Here is an 18569-nt window from a genome sequence, read left to right on the forward strand (position 1 = left end):
TGACGGCTTCGGTACGCAGCGGGTTGATCTCCGAGACGGCGCCGACGAACGTGGTCTTGCCCACGCCGAAGCCGCCCGCCACCACGATCTTCGCGGAGGTGGTCGATCGGGCCGCACCGCCGCTAGAGCTTGCGAAGTCCACTGAGCACCCTTTCGAGCAGTGTCACATCCGGCGTACCGCCGGCCTCTCCGTTGCCCGGCTGGTGAATGGCCACCATGCCGGCCTCCGCCAGGTCGGCGACGAGGATTCGCGCGACACCGAGCGGCATCGACAGCAGCGCCGAGATCTCGGCGACCGACTTGACCTCCCGGCACAGGTGGCAGATCCGCTGGTGCTCGGGCAGCAGCGTGGCGAGCAACGACGGGTCAGCCGTGGTGCTGACCAGCGCTTCTATCGCGAGCTGGTAACGCGGCCGGGTCCGGCCGCCGGTCATCGCATACGGACGGACCAGCGGCTGGTCGCCCTCGTCCCCGTACGCGTCCACAGACGTGCCGTACGGATCGTGAGAGGCGGGTGGCGGGGTCATGAATCCTCCGGGCGTGACAGCAAGTGGTCGGCTGTGCCGTCTGATGGGGCCGGTGGGGGGCCTTGTGGCGGCCATTCGGTTGTCGGTGCGGTGGCGCGACCGACCCGGCGAGTGGGGTCACCGGGTCAGTGCAGAAGACTTCCCTGGAGCTCGGCGCGGAGGTCCGGCGTGAGGACGCTGCCGGCGCGGTCGACCAGGAGGGCCATCTCGTAGCCCACCAGACCGATGTCGCACTCGGGGTGTGCGAGCACGGCCAGTGATGACCCGTCGGAAACGGACATGAGAAACAGAAAGCCCCGTTCCATCTCGACGACGGTCTGGCTCACCGGACCGCCCTCGAAGATCCGGGACGCCCCCGCGGTGAGCGAGGTCAGCCCGGATGCCACGGCCGCCAGCTGATCGGCGCGGTCGCGGGGAAAACCTTCGGACATTGCCAGCAGAAGACCGTCGGCGGAGACCACCACCGTGTGCGACACCCCAGGGGTGTTGTCCACGAAGTTGGTGATCAACCAGTTCAGATTCTGCGCCGCCTGGCTCATCGGGCTCAACTATCGCTCCTGCTGGTGAGTGGGGCCGAGGTTGAAGCTGCCGGTCGTGCTGTTCTGCTGCCGGCCCTGCTGAATGCCCCGGCGCAGGTTGGTCAGTCGACCGCGCACGTCGTCGGGCGCGCGCGAAACCTGCGGACCGGACTGGTGGTTCTGTTCCTGCGCGGTGCCCGGCACGAGGTTGGCTCGCGGGACCCGGCGGGGCAGACCCGAGGTGGTGATGCCACCGGCCGCGGGCTTGCGCACCCGCTCCGCCTGGCGCACCAGCTCATCGTTGGGCGACGTGCGCCACGAGGCGCCGTTCGCCTGAGGCGCGTTGCCCGGGGTGGCCGGGTTCGGCGCCGGGGTGCGCTGCGGCATCGGCGGAGCGGAGCGCTCCGGCTGCTGCTGCTCGGCGGGGGCGCCGCCCTGCGCACCGTGGAACCAGTTCGTCTCCAGCGTGTCGTACAGCGGCGTACGGCCGTCCCCCGGGCCGGACGCCGGAGGCAGTGCCTCCGGCTGCTGTGGAGCGGGCAGACCGGCGGCGGGCCGCGGCGGGGCGAAGCCCGACTCGTCCCTGCGGCGCGGAGCCGGCTGCTGCGGTGCCTGGTAGTCCGGCCTGGCGAACTGCGCCGTGGCGGCCGGGTCCTGGCTCGACGGCTGGGAGCCGTTCTGGTTCGGCCTGGCGAACTGGCCCGTCGAGGACGGGTTCGAGGAGCCGCCGTACACATCGGGGCGTACGAACTGGCCCGTCGTCGAGCCGCCGCCAGGAGCGTTGTTGAAGTCGGGCCGGGCGAACTCGGCAGTGGCACCGGCGCCCCGCGAGGCGCTGTGGTCGTCGTGACCGCGCGGCGCATCGGCGGACGGACGCTGCGCGGGCGACTGCTCGTTGCCCCAGCTGGTGGTCCCGGGCCGCTGCTGGCCGCGGGGCTCCTCGCGCCGGGCGGAGGGCCCACCGGGCAGCTCGGCACGCGGTCCACCGGTGGGCGGCAGCTGCCGGCCACGGTCGCCGGAACCAGGAGCACCCTGGCGGTAGCCGCTCTGCGGGGCCTCGTTGCGGGAAGGGGCCGGAGCACCCTGGCCGCCGCGCCCGGCACCGAACGCGCCGCCCTGCGGCGAGCCGTTCGGGCTGCCCTGGCCCTGGTTCCGGTCCGGACGCGGAGCGCCGTCGCGCGCGGGGAGCGCGGCACGCGGCGCGGAGGCGGGAGCGACCTGGCCGCGCGGGGCAACGGCGCCGAGTCGGCCACCGGAAGCGCCCATACCGGAGGGAGCACCACCGGCGGGGCCGCCGCCCTGACCGGGGCGGCTGCCGCCGGCCGGGGCCGCGGGACGGCCCGCGAGACCGGCCGGAGAGCCGCCGCCGGGAACCTGTGCACTGCCGGCCTGTCCACCCGGGCCCGGCTTGCCGGGAACCTTCTTGCCGCCGTGGGCGACATCGACCGGGAGCATGACGAGCGCGGTGGTGCCGCCGGAGTCGGACGGGCGCAGCTGGATGCGGATGCCGTGTCGCAGGGACAGGCGGCCGACCACGAACAGACCCATGCGGCGCGAGACCGAGACGTCCACGGTGGGCGGCGACGCGAGCCGCTCGTTGATCGCGGCGAGGTCCTCGGGGGAGAGGCCGATGCCGGTGTCGTGGATCTCGACGAGCACGCGGCCGTCGGGCAGGGCGTGACCGGTCACGCGGACCTTGGTCTGCGGCGAGGAGAACGACGTCGCGTTCTCGAGCAGCTCGGCGAGCAGGTGCACGAGGTCGTTGACCACGCGGCCGGCGACCTCGGTCGCGGGCACGGCGGCCAGCTCGATGCGCTCGTACTGCTCCACCTCGGACGCGGCGGCACGCAGGACGTCGACGAGCGGCACGGGACGCGTCCACCGGCGGCCCGGCTCCTCGCCCGCGAGGACGAGGAGGTTCTCACCGTTCCGGCGCATACGGGTCGCGAGGTGGTCCAGCTTGAACAGCGAGGACAACTGGTCCGGGTCGGCCTCGCGGGACTCCAGCTCGGAGATGAGCGAGAGCTGGCGCTGGATAAGACCCTGGGAACGGCGCGAGAGGTTGGTGAACATCGCGTTGACGTTGCCCCGCAGGAGGGCCTGCTCGGCGGCGAGGCGGACGGCCTCGCGGTGCACGTCGTCGAAGGCCGCGGCCACCTGGCCGATCTCGTCGCGCGAGTGCACACCGACGGACTCGACGGAGGTGTCGACGTCCTGCGGGTCGGCCTCGGACAGCTGCTTGACGAGCTCCGGCAGCCGGTCCTGGGCGACCTTCGTCGCGGTGTCCTGCAGACGGCGCAGCGAGCGGATCATGGACCGCGCCACGACGAAGGCACCGACGAGCGAGACGCCGAGGACGACGAGGATCAGCGCACCGTTGATGATCGCCTCGCGCTGCGACTCCTCGCGCAGCTCACGGGCCTTGCTCTCCATCTGGCCGAGCAGCGTGGCCTCGATGGTCTTCATCGCGTTGATGCGGACCGAGTACTCGTCGGTCCAGTCCAGGTGGGAACGCTTGGGCAGCCGGGTGATGGCGCCCTTGGTGTCCAGCACGCGCTTGGAGTACAGCTCGGCCGCGGCGATCGTCGGGTTGCCGTTGCCGAGCGGGGCGGTCAGCTCCTCGGCGTTGCCGCCGGTGGACTCGTAGATCGCCTCGAACGACTTGAGCTCGGTGTCGCCGTTCTCCACGGCTGCCTTGCCGTACAGGCGGTCGTTCTCGGTGAGACCCGGCGCCTTGGCGTCGTCACCGCCGGGCAGGGCCGCGGCGATGATCGCGCGCTGGATGGACGCGTACTCCTTGGCGGACGAGAACGCCGCCAGAGCGCGCGTGCGCTTGATCATGTCGGGGTTGCTGGTCGCCTGCGCCATGTCCTGGGACAGGCTCAGCAGCGACTCGATGAGCCGGCTGTAGCCCTCCACGGTCATGGAGTTCGGGACGTCCTGGTCATAGGCCGTGTCACGGATCTCGCCCAGGCCCTGGACCTGGACGGCGATCTGGTTGGCGTTGGCGCGGATGCTCTCCAGCGCCTCGTCGTCATCCGTGTTGGGGATGTCGCGGGTGGCGTCGAGGAAGGCCTTCCTGACGCGGTCGGTCTGGGTGCGCGGACCGGAGACCTTGAAGTCGGTGATGGGGGTGCCGTTGGCCAGCGGACCGGCGGACAGGTCGCGCTCGGACTGCAGCGCCTGCGCCAGGTCGGTGGCCGCGCGGGTCATCTCCGTGAGCAGCTGCATGTGGTCCAGCTGCTTCATGTCGTCCATGGACTCCTGGATACGGAGTCCTCCCAGCGTGGTCGCCGCGACGACCGGCAGGGTGAGCAGCGAGACCAGGCGCGTGCTGATGCGCCAGTTCCGGAGCGCTATTCGCGAACCGGTGTCCGTCGCCCCCTTGGGACTCTTGGACGCCGACGGGGCCTTGGCGCCGTCGGTCCTGGGGGCCGATGTGCCGAGGCGACCGGCGCGCTCGCCGCTGTCGCCGGGCGTCGCCGGTCCCTGGTTGTGGGTGTGCTGGGGCGAGGAGCCGCGGTCGGTCCCGCCGCGCGGCTCCTGTTCCGCCGCAGCGCTGCCATCCCTCTTGAAACGTCCCTGCACTAGCGTCGCAACCTCTGGACCAGGCGTCCCTCCGCTCGCACGGCGGGACGGTGTCGGCGTCGTGGGGCGGAGAACTGCCCCATGGGTGGTCGTGATTGACCGGCGCTTTCTCCCCCTTCCCCGCCGCAGTCCGGCGCTGCGTTGCGCCCTTGCGTGCCGGCCTGAAACCCGCGGCGGTGCGGGAATTCCAGCACAGTGCAGGATCTCCAACAAGGGCCGCGTACCGGCCTGTGACCTGTGTGACACGTAGTAAGCGTTGTGTCACAAGGCGTAGAAAGCGATCGCGGAGAAATAGGGCGTTCCGGTACGAGTCACTTAGGGGTGGGGGGTGTCCCAGTCGCGATGATCAGGAGCGGAATGCTGTATTCAGTGGCGGAATGTCCGTTCCTGTGGGGGTGATCCACGGTCCGAATTGCCGGAATTGGGGGCTAACTCGTGAGCAAACTCACACGTTGATCGTTGTCTCCCCCTGGCATTCCGCGGGAATTGGATGTTTAGCCTGACGCTTTACAGAGATGGCCCATCCGTACACCGCGCTTCCCCAAGTGCCCACACCCCGACAAGGTCAGAAACAACAGATGAAGACGACGATGATGTTCCGCAACATAGCCAACCCCCGGCGCACGACGCTCGCGCACCTCACGGATGCGGACGAACTGCAGACGCCGGAGCAGCAGGAGCATTCGCTCGATCTTCCCACCCAGACGGCCAACCCCCGCCGCACGGTCCTCATGGACGCCCCGGTCTCCTGAGGCCCGGTTCGCCTGTGCAGTAATACGGGCGCCACGGTCCCCCCGCTCACCCGCACGCGCAGTAATGCGCGAGGCGGGCACCCCTCACCGCGTTAGCCTGGAGCGTCAGTCTCCGGTCAGCGAGCAAGTAGTGAGGGGCGACAGCTTCCCGTGCGCATCGCCAGGTTCTCCATCGACGGCAATGTCGCCTTCGGCGCGGTCGAGGACGGCCCCGACGGCCTCGTCCTCGACATCATCAAGGGCATTCCGTACGCCGACTTCGAGCTCTCGGGCACCAAGGTCCCGCTGAGCAAGGTCCGTCTGCTGCCGCCCGTGCTCCCCAACAAGGTGGTGGCCATCGGCCGCAACTACGCGGAGCACGCGGCGGAGCTGGGCAACGAGGTCCCCGAAGTACCCGTCGCCTTCTTCAAGCCCACCACCTCGGTGATCGGCCACGGCGACGCCATCGAGTACCCCTCGTTCTCCAACGAGCTGCACCACGAGGCCGAGCTCGCCGTCGTCATCGGCCGCATGTGCCGAGAGGTCCCGCGCGAACGCGTCAAGGACGTCATCTTCGGCTACACCTGTGCCAACGACGTCACCGCACGCGACGCCCAGAAGCGTGAGAAGCAATGGGCCAGGGCCAAGGGCTTCGACACCTCCTGCCCGCTCGGCCCCTGGGTGGAGACCGACCTCGACCCCGCCGACGTGACCATCCAGTGCACCGTCAACGGCGAGCAGCGCCAACTGGGGCGCACCAGCGAGATGATCCGCTCCGTCGAGGACCTGATCGTGCACATCACCGAGGCCATGACGCTGCTCCCGGGCGACGTCGTCCTCACGGGCACCCCCGCGGGGGTCGGCCCCCTCAACGCCGGCGACGAAGTCGCCGTCACCATCGAAGGCATCGGCACTCTCACCAACAAGGTGATCAAGCGTGGCTAACGCGAACGTCCGCGTACGTTTCTGTCCCTCCCCGACCGGCAACCCCCATGTGGGCCTGGTCCGCACCGCCCTGTTCAACTGGGCCTACGCCCGGCACACCGGCGGCACCATGGTCTTCCGCATCGAGGACACCGACGCGGCCCGCGACTCCGAGGAGTCGTACAACCAGCTGCTCGACTCGCTGCGCTGGCTGGGCCTCGACTGGGACGAGGGCCCCGAGGTCGGTGGCCCGCACGGCCCCTACCGCCAGTCCCAGCGGATGGACATCTACAAGGACGTCGCCGAGAAGCTGCTCGCCGCCGGCCACGCGTACCACTGCTACTGCACGGCCCTGGAGCTCGAGGCCCGCCGCGACGCCGCCCGCGCCGCCGGCAAGCCCTCCGGCTACGACGGCAAGTGCCGCACGCTCACCGCCGACGAGCGGGCCGCGTACGACGCCGAGGGCCGCGAGTCGATCGTGCGCTTCAAGATGCCCGAGGAGCCGATCACCTTCACGGACCTGGTCCGCGGCGAGCTGACCTTCACCCCGGACAACGTCCCGGACTACGGCATCGTCCGCGCCAACGGCGCCCCGCTGTACACGCTGGTCAACCCCGTCGACGACGCCCTGATGGAGATCACCCACGTCCTGCGCGGCGAGGACCTGCTCTCCTCCACCCCGCGCCAGGTCGCGCTCTACAAGGCGCTGATCGAGCTCGGCATCGCCAAGGAGATCCCCTCCTTCGGCCACCTGCCGTACGTCATGGGCGAGGGCAACAAGAAGCTGTCCAAGCGCGACCCGCAGGCGTCCCTCAACCTCTACCGGGAGCGCGGCTTCCTCCCCGAGGGCCTGCTCAACTACCTGTCCCTGCTCGGCTGGTCCTTCTCCGCCGACCAGGACATCTTCACGATCCCGGAGATGGTCGCGACGTTCGACCTCGCGGACGTCAATGCCAACCCGGCCCGCTTCGATCTGAAGAAGGCCGAGTCGATCAACGCCGACCACATCCGCATGCTGGACGTGAAGGCATTCGCCGAGGCGTGCGAGCCGTGGCTGAAGGCCCCGCACGCCAACTGGGCGCCGGAGAACTTCGACCGCGCCGCGTGGGAGGCCATCGCCCCGCACGCCCAGACGCGCCTGACGGTCCTCTCCGACATCACCCAGAACGTGGACTTCCTCTTCCTGGACCAGCCGGTCGAGGACGAGGCGTCCTGGACGAAGGCGATGAAGGGCGAGCCCGCGGCCCTGCTCACCACCGCCCGCGAGAAGCTCGAGGCCGCCGACTGGACGAGCCCCGAGTCGCTCAAGGAGGCCGTCCTGGCAGCCGGTGAGGCCCACGGCCTCAAGCTCGGCAAGGCACAGGCCCCGGTACGCGTCGCGGTCACCGGCCGCACGGTGGGCCTGCCGCTCTTCGAGTCCCTGGAGATCCTGGGCAAGGAGAAGACCCTGGCCCGCATCGACGCGGCCCTGGCGAAGCTCGCCGCGTAACGCATACGTCCCGAAGGGGCGGCAGCCGATACGGCTGCCGCCCCTTCGGCGTTGTCGGCGTACCCGGCTAGTGTTCGGGGCGATCACGATCGTCACGGCTCCCTGGGGGGACCAGCATGCCCATGCCCGCGCCCGACTTCTCCTGGCACTTCACGCCGGGAAATCGCTTCGAAGACGAGGGAGGGCTCACCGGCACGATGTCCGTGGTCGCGGCCGGTGAGCTGTGGCTGCCCACGGGCAAGGTGGTGGCCTGCGATCCCTTCGTCTCGCTCGGCACGGGCGAGTCCGAGCCGTTCACCGCCGAGGTCGCGCCGGGCCGTTACGCCGTCGAGTGCGCCGTCGCCACGCTCGCCGAGCCCGACGAGCCGCCGACCGACCCCCCGCACCTGCGGATCGCCGCGGCCCGCCTGCTGATCAAGGACACCCCCGCCGTCGCCTGGGAGATCGCCCATCAGGCGGGCCAGGACCCGGCGGAGCTGGCCGACGACGAGTTCTTCGCCTACGGGGTCGATGCCGGCACCGGCTGCTTCTACGACGTGGCCTGCGACGAGTCGTTCCCCGACTGCGTGGGTGACGAGGGCCCCCTGTGGGACGCCTTCGACGCGGGCGACGGCTCCTACCTCGGACCCCACACCGTGACCGCCCCCGACACCGGCCACAACCTGATCGCCTTCATGTCCGGCTGGGGCGACGGCGCGTACCCGACCTGGGTCGGCCGTGACGCCGCGGGCGACGTCACGTGCTTCGTGACCGACTTCTTCGTGGTCCCGGCGCAGACCACGGACTGAGCGTCCGGGCAGCGCCGTGGCGGTACGGTCGGGGTATGCCCATCCGCGCCGTCCTCTGGGACATCGACGACACGATCTTCGACTACGCGAGTGCCGACCGGACAGGCATGCGCAAGCATCTGCAGAACGAGGGCCTGCCCGACGGATACGCATCCGTCGAGCAGGCCCTCGTCGCATGGCGGGAGATCACCGACGTCCAGTGGGCACGCTTCGCCGCCGGGGAGACCGACTTCACGGGGCAGCGCCGGGGCAGGGTCCGCCAGTTCCTCGCAGCGCCGGGGATGAGCGACGACGAGGCCGACGGATGGTTCGGACGGCATGTCGTCCACTACGAGGCCGCCTGGTCGTTGTTCCCCGACGCGGTCCCGGTGCTCGACACCCTGGCCGGTGACTATCGTCACGCCGTCCTGTCGAACTCCTCGATCCACAACCAGGACCGCAAGCTGCGCATCCTCGGTGTGCGGGAGCGTTTCGAGGCCGTGGTGTGCGCAGTGGAGCTGGGCGCCTCCAAGCCCGAGGCGGCAGCTTTCCTCGGGGCCTGCGAGGTCATCGGCCTGCAGCCGCACGAGGTGGCCTACGTGGGTGATCAGCCCGACATCGACGCCCGCGGGGCCGTGGAGGCGGGGCTCACCGGCATCTGGCTCGACCGCGGCGGGCGCGGCGGCAGACCCGAGCTCACTCGCATCACGGGCCTCGACCAGCTCCCCGCCCTGCTGGGCCGCGATACCCGTTTTGGAGCGCCGTCCACCTTCGGGTAATGTTCTTCCTGCGCCGAGGAGAGCGGGCCGAAAGCCTGGAACCGAAAGCGCAAGCCGAACAAAACCCCCGCAGGGGGTTGAGTTTTGGTGGCCTATGGTGTAATTGGCAGCACGACTGATTCTGGTTCAGTTAGTCTAGGTTCGAGTCCTGGTAGGCCAGCTCGCAGAGCTCATCTGCAAAGCCCCCGTTGTGTAGCGGCCTAGCACGCTGCCCTCTCAAGGCAGTAGCGCCGGTTCGAATCCGGTCGGGGGTACAGATCCTTCCCGCGATGTCATCAGGGTCGCACCCGCTGACGTCGATGCAGGATCGCTAGGGCCCCCGTTGTGTAGCGGCCTAGCACGCCGCCCTCTCAAGGCGGTAGCGCCGGTTCGAATCCGGTCGGGGGTACTGGTCTAAACCACCATGGGCTATGGTGTAATTGGCAGCACGAGTGATTCTGGTTCATTTAGTCTAGGTTCGAGTCCTGGTAGCCCAGCGGATCCAGCAAATGGATCATCATCTCGCCCCCGTTGTGTAGCGGCCTAGCACGCCGCCCTCTCAAGGCGGTAGCGCCGGTTCGAATCCGGTCGGGGGTACGAGACCGAAGGGCCCTCCACGCAGGTGGAGGGCCCTTCGGCGTTTCCCGGACCGCTACTCGATGCCGTACCGCCGCGCCGACTCCACCTCCTGTGCGAGGCGCCGCAGGCTCAGCAGCAGGGGATCGTGCAGCACCGCCGACGCCACCGCCGCCTCCACCTGTGCCGTGCCCGCCGGAATGCGGTCCAGCTGATCCATGTCGTGCACCGCGATCGCCTCCATCTGCCGTGCGTACGGCACCAGTTCGGCAACCGTGACGGGGAAGCCGAGCCGGCTCAGCCCGGCGACAGAGGCGACCAGTGCGCGGTGGACGGGGGAGAGCTCGCCGATCTCGCGGGCCGTGTTCCAGCCCAGTTCGACCAGCAGCGCGTCGACCACCGCCCTGGCCTCCGCCGTCGCGGGGTCGTCCGCGGGTGCCTCCGGCTGCTGCGGCAGCGCCCACATCGCCGCGCCGAGCCGGATGGTGAGCCCGAGCGACTCGTCGTCGACGTGGCTCAGTACTTCCCGGACCGTCGCCACCGGGATGCGGCCGACCTGGATCATCGCCCGCACGAGGCGCAGCCGGCGCAGATGGGACTCGTCGTACTCGGACTGTGTGGCGTTGATCCGCCTGCCCGGCGGCAGGAGTTGCTCCCGCAGGTAGTACTTGATCGTCGCGGTGGAGACCCCGCTGGCATCGCTCAGTTCCGAGAGGCGCAACTCCTTGTATCCTTCCTTGGGGAGTGGAACTATCCAAGCAGGAGAGCGGTGCTATCCAACAACTCAGGGGGGCATGATGCGCGCGAAGACGCTGGCGGGGCGCACCACGGCGAAGGCGACCGGGGACGTGGTGGTGTTCCCCATCGGGATGCGGATCAACCACTTCTGGGCGGTGCACCGTTGGCTGCCGGTGTTCTTCGCGATGCCGATGATGCTCAGGGAGCTCACCCGGGACAGGTCTCTCGGTCTGCTGCACCATCTCCTGCTGTCGGGATCTCCGCGTACGTACTACGTCGTCCAGTACTGGGAGTCCAAGGAGAAGCTGCTCGCCTATGCCGCGGCGCCGGCGAACAGGCACCGCCCCTGGTGGGGCCGGATCAACCGCCTCGCGCGCAAGAGCGGACTGCACGTCGGCATCTGGCACGAGACGTACGTCGTCCCCGAGGGTTCCTACGAGTCCCTCTACGGCGCCATGCCGCCGTACGGCCTCGGCATGGCCTACGGAACGGCCTCGCTGCGCGACGGTGTCCAGGCGCAGGACCGGCTGGCCGTCTGAATGGGGCCTGCGCACGACGAAGCCTCCGTCGCCGGGGCGGCGGAGGCTTCGTCGTGTGCGCTCAGACGGTGAGCGGCACCGGGTGTATCTCGTCCGCGGGGTGGCCCGTGCGCTCGTGGATGCGCTGCACGGCCTCCGCGGACGGGCCCTCGGACAGGCAGTAGACGGTGCCCGTGCCCGGATCCGCCCAGGCCTTCTTGAAGTGCACGCCCTCTTCGCCCTCGATCGCCATGTCCGCCCGGTGCGCCTCCATCAACTGGTCACTGGTGATGCCCTTCATCCCGCGGTGTACGTCCATGAACTCGGTCATCGGTCTCGCACCTCCGTCGGTCCGCCGGTACTTCCATCCTGCACCCGGCGGACCGGCCGGACCCGGTGGAAGCCCGCCGCACGTCACCGACCAGGCGCCGCAAACACGTCCGGCCGGCCCCTGCGGCGTTGAAGGGGCCGGCCGGACGTGGACGAGATGGGGGTCAGCCTGAGCGGCGCAGGGCCTCGCTCAGGCGCCCGGCGGCGTCGATGACCGCCTGGGCGTGCATACGGCCCGGGTGGCGCGTGAGGCGCTCGATCGGTCCGGAGACCGAGACGGCCGCGACCACGCGGTTGGAGGGACCCCGCACCGGGGCGGAGACCGAGGCGACACCCGGCTCGCGCTCGCCGATCGACTGTGCCCAGCCGCGGCGCCGTACGCCGGAGAGGGCCGTAGCCGTGAAGCGCGCGCCCTGAAGGCCGCGGTGCAGCCGCTCCGGCTCCTCCCAGGCCATCAGGATCTGGGCGGACGAGCCGGCCTTCATGGTGAGCGTGGAGCCGACGGGCACGGTGTCCCGCAGTCCGGACAGCCGCTCGGCCGCCGCCACGCAGATGCGCATGTCGCCCTGCCGGCGGTAGAGCTGTGCGCTCTCGCCCGTCACGTCGCGCAGATGCGTGAGTACAGGTCCGGCCGTGGCCAGCAGCCGGTCCTCGCCCGCCGCGGCGGCGAGCTCCGCCAGCCGCGGACCGAGGATGAACCGGCCCTGCATGTCCCTCGCCACCATACGGTGGTGTTCCAGTGCCACGGCCAGGCGATGGGCCGTGGGTCGTGCGAGTCCCGTGGCCGCGACCAGACCCGCGAGGGTGGCCGGACCGGACTCCAGGGCGCTCAAGACAAGGGCCGCCTTGTCGAGAACACCGACGCCGCTAGAGTTGTCCATGCAACGATATTCGCGTCTCACTCTGTGAAACGCAAGTTCAATTTTCCATGGAACTTGTCACGCTGTAGTTGCGGCCCGCGGACCAACGGGCACTGCACAAGATCTCTAGTTGCGTCGGCGGCACAGCCGGCCGGAGGGAAAGCGATGGGTAGGACACTCGCGGAGAAGGTCTGGGACGACCACGTCGTCCGGCGCGCCGAGGGCGAGCCCGACCTCCTCTTCATCGATCTGCATCTGCTGCACGAGGTGACCAGCCCCCAGGCGTTCGACGGGCTGCGGCTCGGCGGTCGCCAGGTGCGGCGCCTCGACCTCACCATCGCGACCGAGGACCACAACACCCCGACCCTCGACATCGACAAGCCCATCGCCGACCCGGTCTCCCGCGCACAGCTGGAGACCCTGCGGAAGAACTGCGCCGAGTTCGGTGTACGGCTGCACCCGCTGGGCGACGTCGAGCAGGGTGTCGTGCACGTCGTCGGCCCCCAGCTGGGTCTGACCCAGCCCGGCACGACGGTGGTCTGCGGCGACTCGCACACCTCCACGCACGGCGCCTTCGGCGCGCTGGCGTTCGGCATCGGCACCTCCCAGGTGGAGCATGTGCTGGCCACCCAGACCCTGCCGCTGGCCCGTCCCAAGACCATGGCCATCACCGTCGAGGGCGAACTGCCCGACGACGTGACCGCCAAGGACCTGATCCTCGCCATCATCGCGAAGATCGGCACCGGCGGCGGCCAGGGCTACATCCTGGAGTACCGCGGCTCTGCCATCGAGAAACTGTCGATGGAAGCCCGGATGACCATCTGCAACATGTCGATCGAGGCCGGCGCCCGGGCGGGCATGATCGCCCCGGACCGGACGACCTTCGACTACCTGCAGGGCCGCGACCACGCCCCCAAGGGCGAGGAGTGGGACGCCGCCGTCGCGTACTGGCAGACGCTGCGCACCGACGACGACGCCGTCTTCGACGCCGAGGTGTTCATCGACGCCTCGGAGCTCTCCCCGTTCGTCACCTGGGGCACCAACCCCGGCCAGGGCGCGCCCCTGGGCGCGAACGTCCCCGACCCGGCTTCGTACGAGGACGCTTCGGAGCGCCTGGCGGCCGAAAAGGCCCTGGAGTACATGGGGTTGACCGCCGGACAGCCGCTGCGCGACATCAACGTCGACACCGTTTTCGTAGGCTCCTGCACCAACGGCCGTATCGAGGACCTGCGCTCGGCGGCGTCGATCCTGGACGGCCGCAAAGTCGCCGACGGCGTACGGATGCTGGTCGTTCCCGGCTCGGTCCGGGTCGCGCTGCAGGCCGTCGAGGAGGGCCTGAACAAGGTCTTCACCGCCGCGGGCGCCGAATGGCGGCACGCGGGCTGCTCGATGTGTCTGGGCATGAACCCCGACCAACTGGCCCCTGGCGAGCGTTCCGCGTCCACCTCCAACCGCAACTTCGAGGGCAGGCAGGGCAAGGGCGGTCGTACGCACCTGGTCTCGCCGCAGGTCGCCGCCGCCACCGCGGTGCTCGGCCATCTGGCCTCCCCGGCCGACCTGTCCGACGCCGATGTCTCTACGCCCGCGGGGGTCTGAGGAACCATGGAAGCTTTCACCACGCACACCGGCCGGGCCGTCCCGCTGCGCCGCAGCAACGTCGACACCGACCAGATCATCCCCGCCCACTGGCTGAAGAAGGTCACCCGCGACGGGTTCGAGGACGGGCTGTTCGAGGCCTGGCGCAAGGATCCCGAGTTCGTGCTCAACCGCCCCGAGCGCAAAGGCGCCACGGTGCTCGTCGCCGGCTCCGACTTCGGCACCGGCTCCTCCCGCGAACACGCCGTGTGGGCCCTGCAGAACTTCGGCTTCAAAACCGTCATCTCGTCGCGGTTCGCGGACATCTTCCGCGGCAACTCCCTCAAGAACGGCTTGCTGACCGTCGTTCTCGACCAGGCGGTCGTCGACACCCTGTGGGAGCTGACGGAGGCCGACCCCGACGTGGAGATCACGGTCGACCTCGAGAAGCGTCAGGTCATCGCCCCCGGTGTCACCGCCGACTTCGAGCTCGACGAGAACGCCCGCTGGCGACTGCTGAACGGCCTCGACGACATCAGCCTCACCCTTCAGAACGAAGCGGACATCGCGGCCTACGAGGCGGCACGACCGTCCTTCAAGCCCCGCACAATTGAGGCCTGAGCAGCGCTTTTCCCGACCTGCGCCCCCCACCGCCCGGTGGGGGGCGCAGTCGCTTGTTGAGACCCTGTCGGGCGACAACTCGCCCCAGATGGCACAATCGGTGCATGGAACGTGACAGCCAACTCGAGCTCTACGAGGCGGTCGCGGCCCGATTGAAGGAAGCGCACACACGGGTGCGCGAACTGCAAGTCCCGGAGGGCGTAAGGATGGCGCTGTCCCGGAAGCTGCTGGTCGTCACGGCAGCGGCGAAGCACGATCTCCCGGACGCGGCAAGGCGTCTGGACCTGTTGATGAAGGACCTCGACGAGGGCCGATTCCCGCGAGGTGACTGACCCCAGAACTCCGCCAAGGTCGACTTCGTTGCGGCACTAGGGTGATTAGCCCGTTTCGTGTTTGATTTGCGGTATATATCTGCCTAACGTGCGAAAAAGCCTGGACGCAATCGTTCCGGCCAAATGTCTCCGAAGGGGAAGACGTGAACAAGGCGCAGCTCGTAGAAGCGATTGCCGACAAGGTCGGCGGCCGTCAGCAGGCCGCGGACGCTGTCGACGCGGTGCTTGACGCGATCGTCCGGGCGGTTGTCGGAGGAGACCGGGTTTCGGTCACCGGCTTCGGCTCGTTCGAGAAGGTCGACCGTCCCGCCCGTTACGCCCGCAACCCTCAGACGGGTGAGCGTGTGCGGGTCAAGAAGACGTCCGTTCCGCGGTTCCGTGCGGGCCAGGGCTTCAAGGACCTGGTGAGCGGCTCGAAGAAGCTCCCCAGGGGCGGCGAGGTCTCCGTCAAGAAGGCGCCCAAGGGAAGCCTTTCGGGCGGCGCTCCCACCCGTACGACGGCCAAGGCCGCCGCCAAGAAGGCCACCGCCAAGAAGGCGACGGCGAAGACGGCCACCGCCAAGAAGACCACGGCGAAGAAGGTCGCGGCCAAGAAGACGACGGCGAAGAAGACCACCGCCAAGAAGACCACCGCAGCGGCCAAGAAGACCACTGCCAAGACGGCGGCCAAGAAGGCCACGGCGAAGAAGACCGCGCCGGCCAAGAAGGCCACCGCCAAGAAGGCGCCCGCCAAGAAGACGACGGCGCGCAAGACGACCGCCAAGAAGGCCACTGCCAGGAAGAAGTGAGCGGCAGAGGGTCACAGGGCCACTCACGCGCCGGGCCGGTCTCCCCTCGGGAGACCGGCCCGCGGCGTGTGTGCGGGGCGCTGTCGGAAGGCGTCAGAGCGTCTGCAGCGTGATCAGGGTGATGCGCAGGGCGTCGCCCTCGCCCTCGGTCTCGATCCGCACCCGCTGTCCGGGGCGCAACAGCCGCAGCCCACCCGCATCGAAGGCGGCGGTGCCGAAATCGACCGGGGTGCCGTCGTCGAGAAGGACGCTCCCGCTGCGGGTCTCGGGGTCGTAGGTGTACGAGGTCGCCTGCATGCGCTCAGCCTAGGGGGTGTCTAGAGGTGCCCGTCGGCCGGTACGTGTGCGTCCGGAGCGAGCCGGCGGGCCGTCCGTGGGCCGACCCCCAGCGACAGTGCCGCCGACAGATCCGCCGCCGTGTCCACGTCCTGGCGCACGGAATCCACGCCGTCGAGAAGGATTTCCGCCGCGCCCGAAGACAAATGCCGACGGCGGGAAGGGCCCCCGAATGCCGGGCGCAATTCCACTCCGGGCAACGCGCACAGCAATGTCGTACCGATTCCGGCGGCATCCGTCAGAAATGCCCGGGTAAATACCGAAGCGGCGCCGAGTACCTGCATCAATTCCAAGGCCCGCAAAGCGGGAAGATCGGCGTTGAGTGCGGCGACCGCCGCTGCCGGGTGATGCGCGCGCACCGCCTGGGCGCCATGTGCCAGCGCCGCGTTGAGGCCTGCCGCGGGGGAGTCCGGCACGATCCGCGCACCGAGTGCGGCGAGCCCCGCACGCGCGGCGGGATCGTCCGTGACGACGACCACATCCCGCACCACCGGGCAGGCCAGGGCCGCGGCCACGGTGTCCTGCGCGAAGGCCAGAGCGAGCCGCGGACGCATCATGTCGTCCGCGGCGCCCGCGAGCCTGCTCTTGGCGAGCGCCAGCGGTTTCAGCGGGACGACCAGGGACCAGACGAGTGTGGGCTTCGTGTCCGTGGCGAGCTCTCCGTCCGTGCGCATCGGCCTCCCATTGTGACCCGGGACGCCGAAGGGCCGTAGAGGCGGGTGCGGTGGTGGGGCGTACCGTGTCCTCGACAGACCAGGGGCCTGGGGCGACACTTGACCCCCAGCAGCCAGGCGACAGCCCGGTCGTAGAGGAAGGTGTCCGAGTGTCCCGCCGTAGAATCGGCTTCTGGTACCGCCTGGCGGCGGTCATCGCAAAGCCGCCGCTGTTGCTTCTGTTCAAGCGGGACTGGCGGGGAATGGAACACATTCCGGCCGACGGCGGATTCATCACCGCCATCAATCACAACTCGTATCTCGACATGTTCTCGTACGGCCACTTCCAGTACAACACCGGACGAGTCCCGCGGTTCCTTGCGAAGGCCGTGCTCTTCAAGGCCCCCGGAGTCGGCGTACTTCTGCGCGGCACCGGCCAGATCCCCGTCTTCCGCGAGTCCTCCAACGCGGTCGGCGCCTTCCGTGCCGCAGTCGACGCCGTGGAACGCGGTGAATGCGTTGCCTTCTACCCCGAGGGCACCCTCACCCGCGACCCCGGCCACTGGCCCATGACCGGGAAGACCGGCGTCGCGCGGGCCGCCCTGCAGACGAAGGCGCCCGTCATCCCGGTCGCCCAGTGGGGCGCCAACTTGGCGATGCCGCCGTACGCCAAGGAGAACAAGGTCCGGTTCTTCCCGCGCAAGACACTGCAGGTGAAGGCCGGTCCGCCGGTCGACCTCGCGCACTACTACGACCAGGACCCCACGCCCGAGGTGCTGAAGGCCGCGACCGAGGAGATCATGGCCGCGATCACCGGGCTGCTGGAGGAGCTCCGCGAGGAGAAGGCGCCCGTGAGGCCGTACGATCTGCGCGAAGTACGTGCACAGCAGCGCCGCGAGGCGGCCGGGGAGGAAGCAAAGTGACACAGCCCGTCAAGGCGGCCGTCTTCGGAACGGGCTCGTGGGGTACGGCGTTCGGGATGGTGCTCGCGGACGCGGGCTGCGACGTGACCCTCTGGGGCCGTCGAGCCGAACTCGCCGAAGCAATCAACAGCACCCGCACCAACCCCGACTATCTGCCGGGGATCGAGCTGCCCGCGAACCTGCGCGCCACCACCGATCCGGCCGTGGCCCTGGAGGGTGCGGACTTCACGGTGCTCGCCGTCCCCTCCCAGACCCTGCGCGGCAACCTCGCCGAGTGGGCGCCTCAGCTGGCCGAAGGCACGGTTCTCGTCTCCCTGATGAAGGGGGTCGAACTCGGCACCGCGAAGCGGATGAGCGAGGTCATCGAAGAGGTCGCCGGCGTTCCCGCCGAGAGGGTCGCCGTCGTCACCGGGCCCAATCTGGCCAAGGAGATCGCCTCCCGGAGGCCGGCCGCCGCCGTCGTCGCATGCACCGACGAGGCGGTCGCCCAGCGGCTGCAGTCCGCCTGCCACACCCCGTACTTCCGCCCGTACACCAACACCGATGTCGTCGGCTGCGAACTGGGCGGCGCCGTGAAGAACGTCATCGGTCTCGCCGTCGGTATCGCGGACGGCATGGGTCTCGGCGACAACGCCAAGGGCTCGCTGATCACCCGCGGTCTCGCCGAGACCACCCGCCTCGGGCTTGCCATGGGCGCCGATCCGATGACGTTCTCCGGACTCGCGGGACTCGGGGACCTCGTCGCGACCTGCTCGTCGCCGCTGTCCCGGAACCACACCTTCGGCACCAACCTCGGCCGCGGTATGACGCTCCAGGAGACCATCGCCGCCACCAAGCAGACGGCCGAGGGAGTCAAGTCCTGTGAGTCGGTGCTGGATCTGGCGCGCAGGCACGATGTCGACATGCCCATCACCGAAACGGTCGTCGGCATCGTCCACGAGGGGAAGCCGCCGGTGGTCGCGCTCAAGGAACTGATGTCTCGCGCCGCCAAGCCCGAGCGACGCTGACGCCCGGAGT

20 protein-coding genes, 5 tRNA genes and 1 pseudogene are annotated in these 18569 nt (G+C 69.5%); 17 read left to right on the plus strand and 9 right to left on the minus strand.

The genetic code is table 11. The annotated features are described in order from the left end of the window. The 4 genes and pseudogenes from AC067Z_RS33495 to AC067Z_RS33510 all read right to left on the minus strand — a co-directional run. A pseudogene (locus AC067Z_RS33495) lies at window positions 1-142 on the minus strand (ATP-binding protein); the annotation flags it as partial. After that, window positions 123-527, minus strand: coding sequence for a DUF742 domain-containing protein (locus tag AC067Z_RS33500; protein ID WP_478793421.1), 405 nt, complete (start codon window positions 525-527; stop codon window positions 123-125). The gene AC067Z_RS33500 and the pseudogene AC067Z_RS33495, both read right to left, overlap by 20 nt. A 125-nt stretch (window positions 528-652) precedes the next feature. Next, window positions 653-1066, minus strand: coding sequence for a roadblock/LC7 domain-containing protein (locus AC067Z_RS33505; protein ID WP_142214992.1), 414 nt, complete (start codon window positions 1064-1066; stop codon window positions 653-655). 9 nt (window positions 1067-1075) lie between these two features. Beyond that, complete coding sequence (locus AC067Z_RS33510; RefSeq protein WP_478793422.1) at window positions 1076-4633, minus strand: sensor histidine kinase; 3558 nt, start codon at window positions 4631-4633, stop codon at window positions 1076-1078. A 578-nt stretch (window positions 4634-5211) separates the two neighbouring features. Here AC067Z_RS33510 and AC067Z_RS33515 point away from each other — a divergent pair. The 10 genes from AC067Z_RS33515 (at window position 5212) to AC067Z_RS33560 (ending at window position 9899) form a co-directional block, all read left to right on the plus strand. Next, the gene (locus AC067Z_RS33515; RefSeq protein ID WP_478793423.1) at window positions 5212-5385 is read left to right on the plus strand and encodes a hypothetical protein; all 174 of its coding nucleotides are present in this window, start codon (window positions 5212-5214) and stop codon (window positions 5383-5385) included. Window positions 5386-5535: 150 nt separating this feature from the next. After that, on the plus strand, window positions 5536-6309 hold the full coding sequence (locus tag AC067Z_RS33520; protein ID WP_478793424.1) for a fumarylacetoacetate hydrolase family protein: 774 nt from the start codon (window positions 5536-5538) through the stop codon (window positions 6307-6309). After that, a complete protein-coding gene (gltX, locus tag AC067Z_RS33525; RefSeq protein WP_478793425.1) occupies window positions 6302-7777 on the plus strand; it encodes a glutamate--tRNA ligase in 1476 nt (491 codons plus the stop codon). Before AC067Z_RS33520 ends, gltX begins: the two co-directional genes overlap by 8 nt. Before the next feature lie 116 nt (window positions 7778-7893). Then, the gene (locus AC067Z_RS33530; protein WP_478793426.1) at window positions 7894-8565 is read left to right on the plus strand and encodes a DUF4241 domain-containing protein; all 672 of its coding nucleotides are present in this window, start codon (window positions 7894-7896) and stop codon (window positions 8563-8565) included. Between the two features lie 35 nt (window positions 8566-8600). Then, a complete protein-coding gene (locus AC067Z_RS33535; protein ID WP_478793427.1) occupies window positions 8601-9323 on the plus strand; it encodes an HAD family hydrolase in 723 nt (240 codons plus the stop codon). A gap of 88 nt (window positions 9324-9411) precedes the next feature. Continuing rightward, window positions 9412-9483, plus strand: a tRNA-Gln gene (locus AC067Z_RS33540). A gap of 21 nt (window positions 9484-9504) precedes the next feature. Further along, a tRNA-Glu gene (locus AC067Z_RS33545) sits at window positions 9505-9577 on the plus strand. Between the two features lie 61 nt (window positions 9578-9638). Then, window positions 9639-9711: transfer RNA gene (locus tag AC067Z_RS33550), tRNA-Glu, on the plus strand. Between the two features lie 16 nt (window positions 9712-9727). Next, window positions 9728-9799: transfer RNA gene (locus AC067Z_RS33555), tRNA-Gln, on the plus strand. A gap of 27 nt (window positions 9800-9826) precedes the next feature. Further along, window positions 9827-9899 (plus strand) — tRNA-Glu (locus AC067Z_RS33560). Window positions 9900-9954: 55 nt separating this feature from the next. On the opposite strand, the gene AC067Z_RS33565 is transcribed toward AC067Z_RS33560, so the two are convergent. Then, a complete protein-coding gene (locus AC067Z_RS33565) occupies window positions 9955-10599 on the minus strand; it encodes a MerR family transcriptional regulator (protein ID WP_478793428.1) in 645 nt (214 codons plus the stop codon). Between the two features lie 76 nt (window positions 10600-10675). Between AC067Z_RS33565 and AC067Z_RS33570 the strand changes: the two genes are divergently transcribed. Beyond that, on the plus strand, window positions 10676-11155 hold the full coding sequence (locus AC067Z_RS33570) for a DUF4188 domain-containing protein (RefSeq protein ID WP_478793481.1): 480 nt from the start codon (window positions 10676-10678) through the stop codon (window positions 11153-11155). A gap of 61 nt (window positions 11156-11216) precedes the next feature. Here the strand turns inward: AC067Z_RS33570 and AC067Z_RS33575 are convergent, their stop codons facing one another. After that, window positions 11217-11465, minus strand: a complete 249-nt coding sequence (locus tag AC067Z_RS33575) for an SCO4226 family nickel-binding protein (protein WP_478793429.1) — start codon at window positions 11463-11465, stop codon at window positions 11217-11219. Between the two features lie 163 nt (window positions 11466-11628). Next, window positions 11629-12345 (minus strand): IclR family transcriptional regulator NdgR, encoded by a 717-nt coding sequence (ndgR, locus tag AC067Z_RS33580; RefSeq protein WP_058942291.1) that lies wholly within the window; start codon window positions 12343-12345, stop codon window positions 11629-11631. 144 nt (window positions 12346-12489) lie between these two features. Here ndgR and leuC point away from each other — a divergent pair, with 144 nt between their 5' ends. The 4 genes from leuC (at window position 12490) to AC067Z_RS33600 (ending at window position 15640) form a co-directional block, all read left to right on the plus strand. Further along, window positions 12490-13920 (plus strand): 3-isopropylmalate dehydratase large subunit, encoded by a 1431-nt coding sequence (gene leuC, locus AC067Z_RS33585; protein ID WP_478793430.1) that lies wholly within the window; start codon window positions 12490-12492, stop codon window positions 13918-13920. A gap of 6 nt (window positions 13921-13926) precedes the next feature. Further along, window positions 13927-14520 (plus strand): 3-isopropylmalate dehydratase small subunit, encoded by a 594-nt coding sequence (gene leuD, locus AC067Z_RS33590; protein WP_478793431.1) that lies wholly within the window; start codon window positions 13927-13929, stop codon window positions 14518-14520. Window positions 14521-14624: 104 nt separating this feature from the next. Beyond that, window positions 14625-14852 carry an SCO5555 family protein gene (locus AC067Z_RS33595; RefSeq protein WP_478793432.1) on the plus strand — a complete coding sequence of 76 codons (228 nt, stop codon included), beginning with the start codon at window positions 14625-14627 and terminating at the stop codon, window positions 14850-14852. Between the two features lie 143 nt (window positions 14853-14995). Next, a complete protein-coding gene (locus AC067Z_RS33600) occupies window positions 14996-15640 on the plus strand; it encodes an HU family DNA-binding protein (RefSeq protein WP_478793433.1) in 645 nt (214 codons plus the stop codon). 93 nt (window positions 15641-15733) lie between these two features. Here AC067Z_RS33600 and AC067Z_RS33605 read toward each other — a convergent pair whose 3' ends face one another. Both AC067Z_RS33605 and cofC read right to left on the minus strand, forming a co-directional pair. Further along, the gene (locus tag AC067Z_RS33605; RefSeq protein WP_478793434.1) at window positions 15734-15937 is read right to left on the minus strand and encodes a hypothetical protein; all 204 of its coding nucleotides are present in this window, start codon (window positions 15935-15937) and stop codon (window positions 15734-15736) included. Window positions 15938-15957: 20 nt separating this feature from the next. Next, on the minus strand, window positions 15958-16650 hold the full coding sequence (gene cofC / locus AC067Z_RS33610) for a 2-phospho-L-lactate guanylyltransferase (RefSeq protein ID WP_478793435.1): 693 nt from the start codon (window positions 16648-16650) through the stop codon (window positions 15958-15960). A gap of 149 nt (window positions 16651-16799) precedes the next feature. On the opposite strand from cofC, the gene AC067Z_RS33615 reads away from it, so the two are divergent. After that, entirely contained in the window at window positions 16800-17552 is a 753-nt protein-coding gene (locus AC067Z_RS33615; RefSeq protein WP_478793436.1) for a lysophospholipid acyltransferase family protein, read from the plus strand. Further along, complete coding sequence (locus tag AC067Z_RS33620; protein WP_478793437.1) at window positions 17549-18559, plus strand: NAD(P)H-dependent glycerol-3-phosphate dehydrogenase; 1011 nt, start codon at window positions 17549-17551, stop codon at window positions 18557-18559. The genes AC067Z_RS33615 and AC067Z_RS33620 overlap by 4 nt, the downstream gene beginning before the upstream one ends. The last annotated feature ends 10 nt before the right edge of the window (window positions 18560-18569 follow it).

The sequence above is a fragment of the Streptomyces sp. NPDC043812 genome (assembly GCF_056436245.1).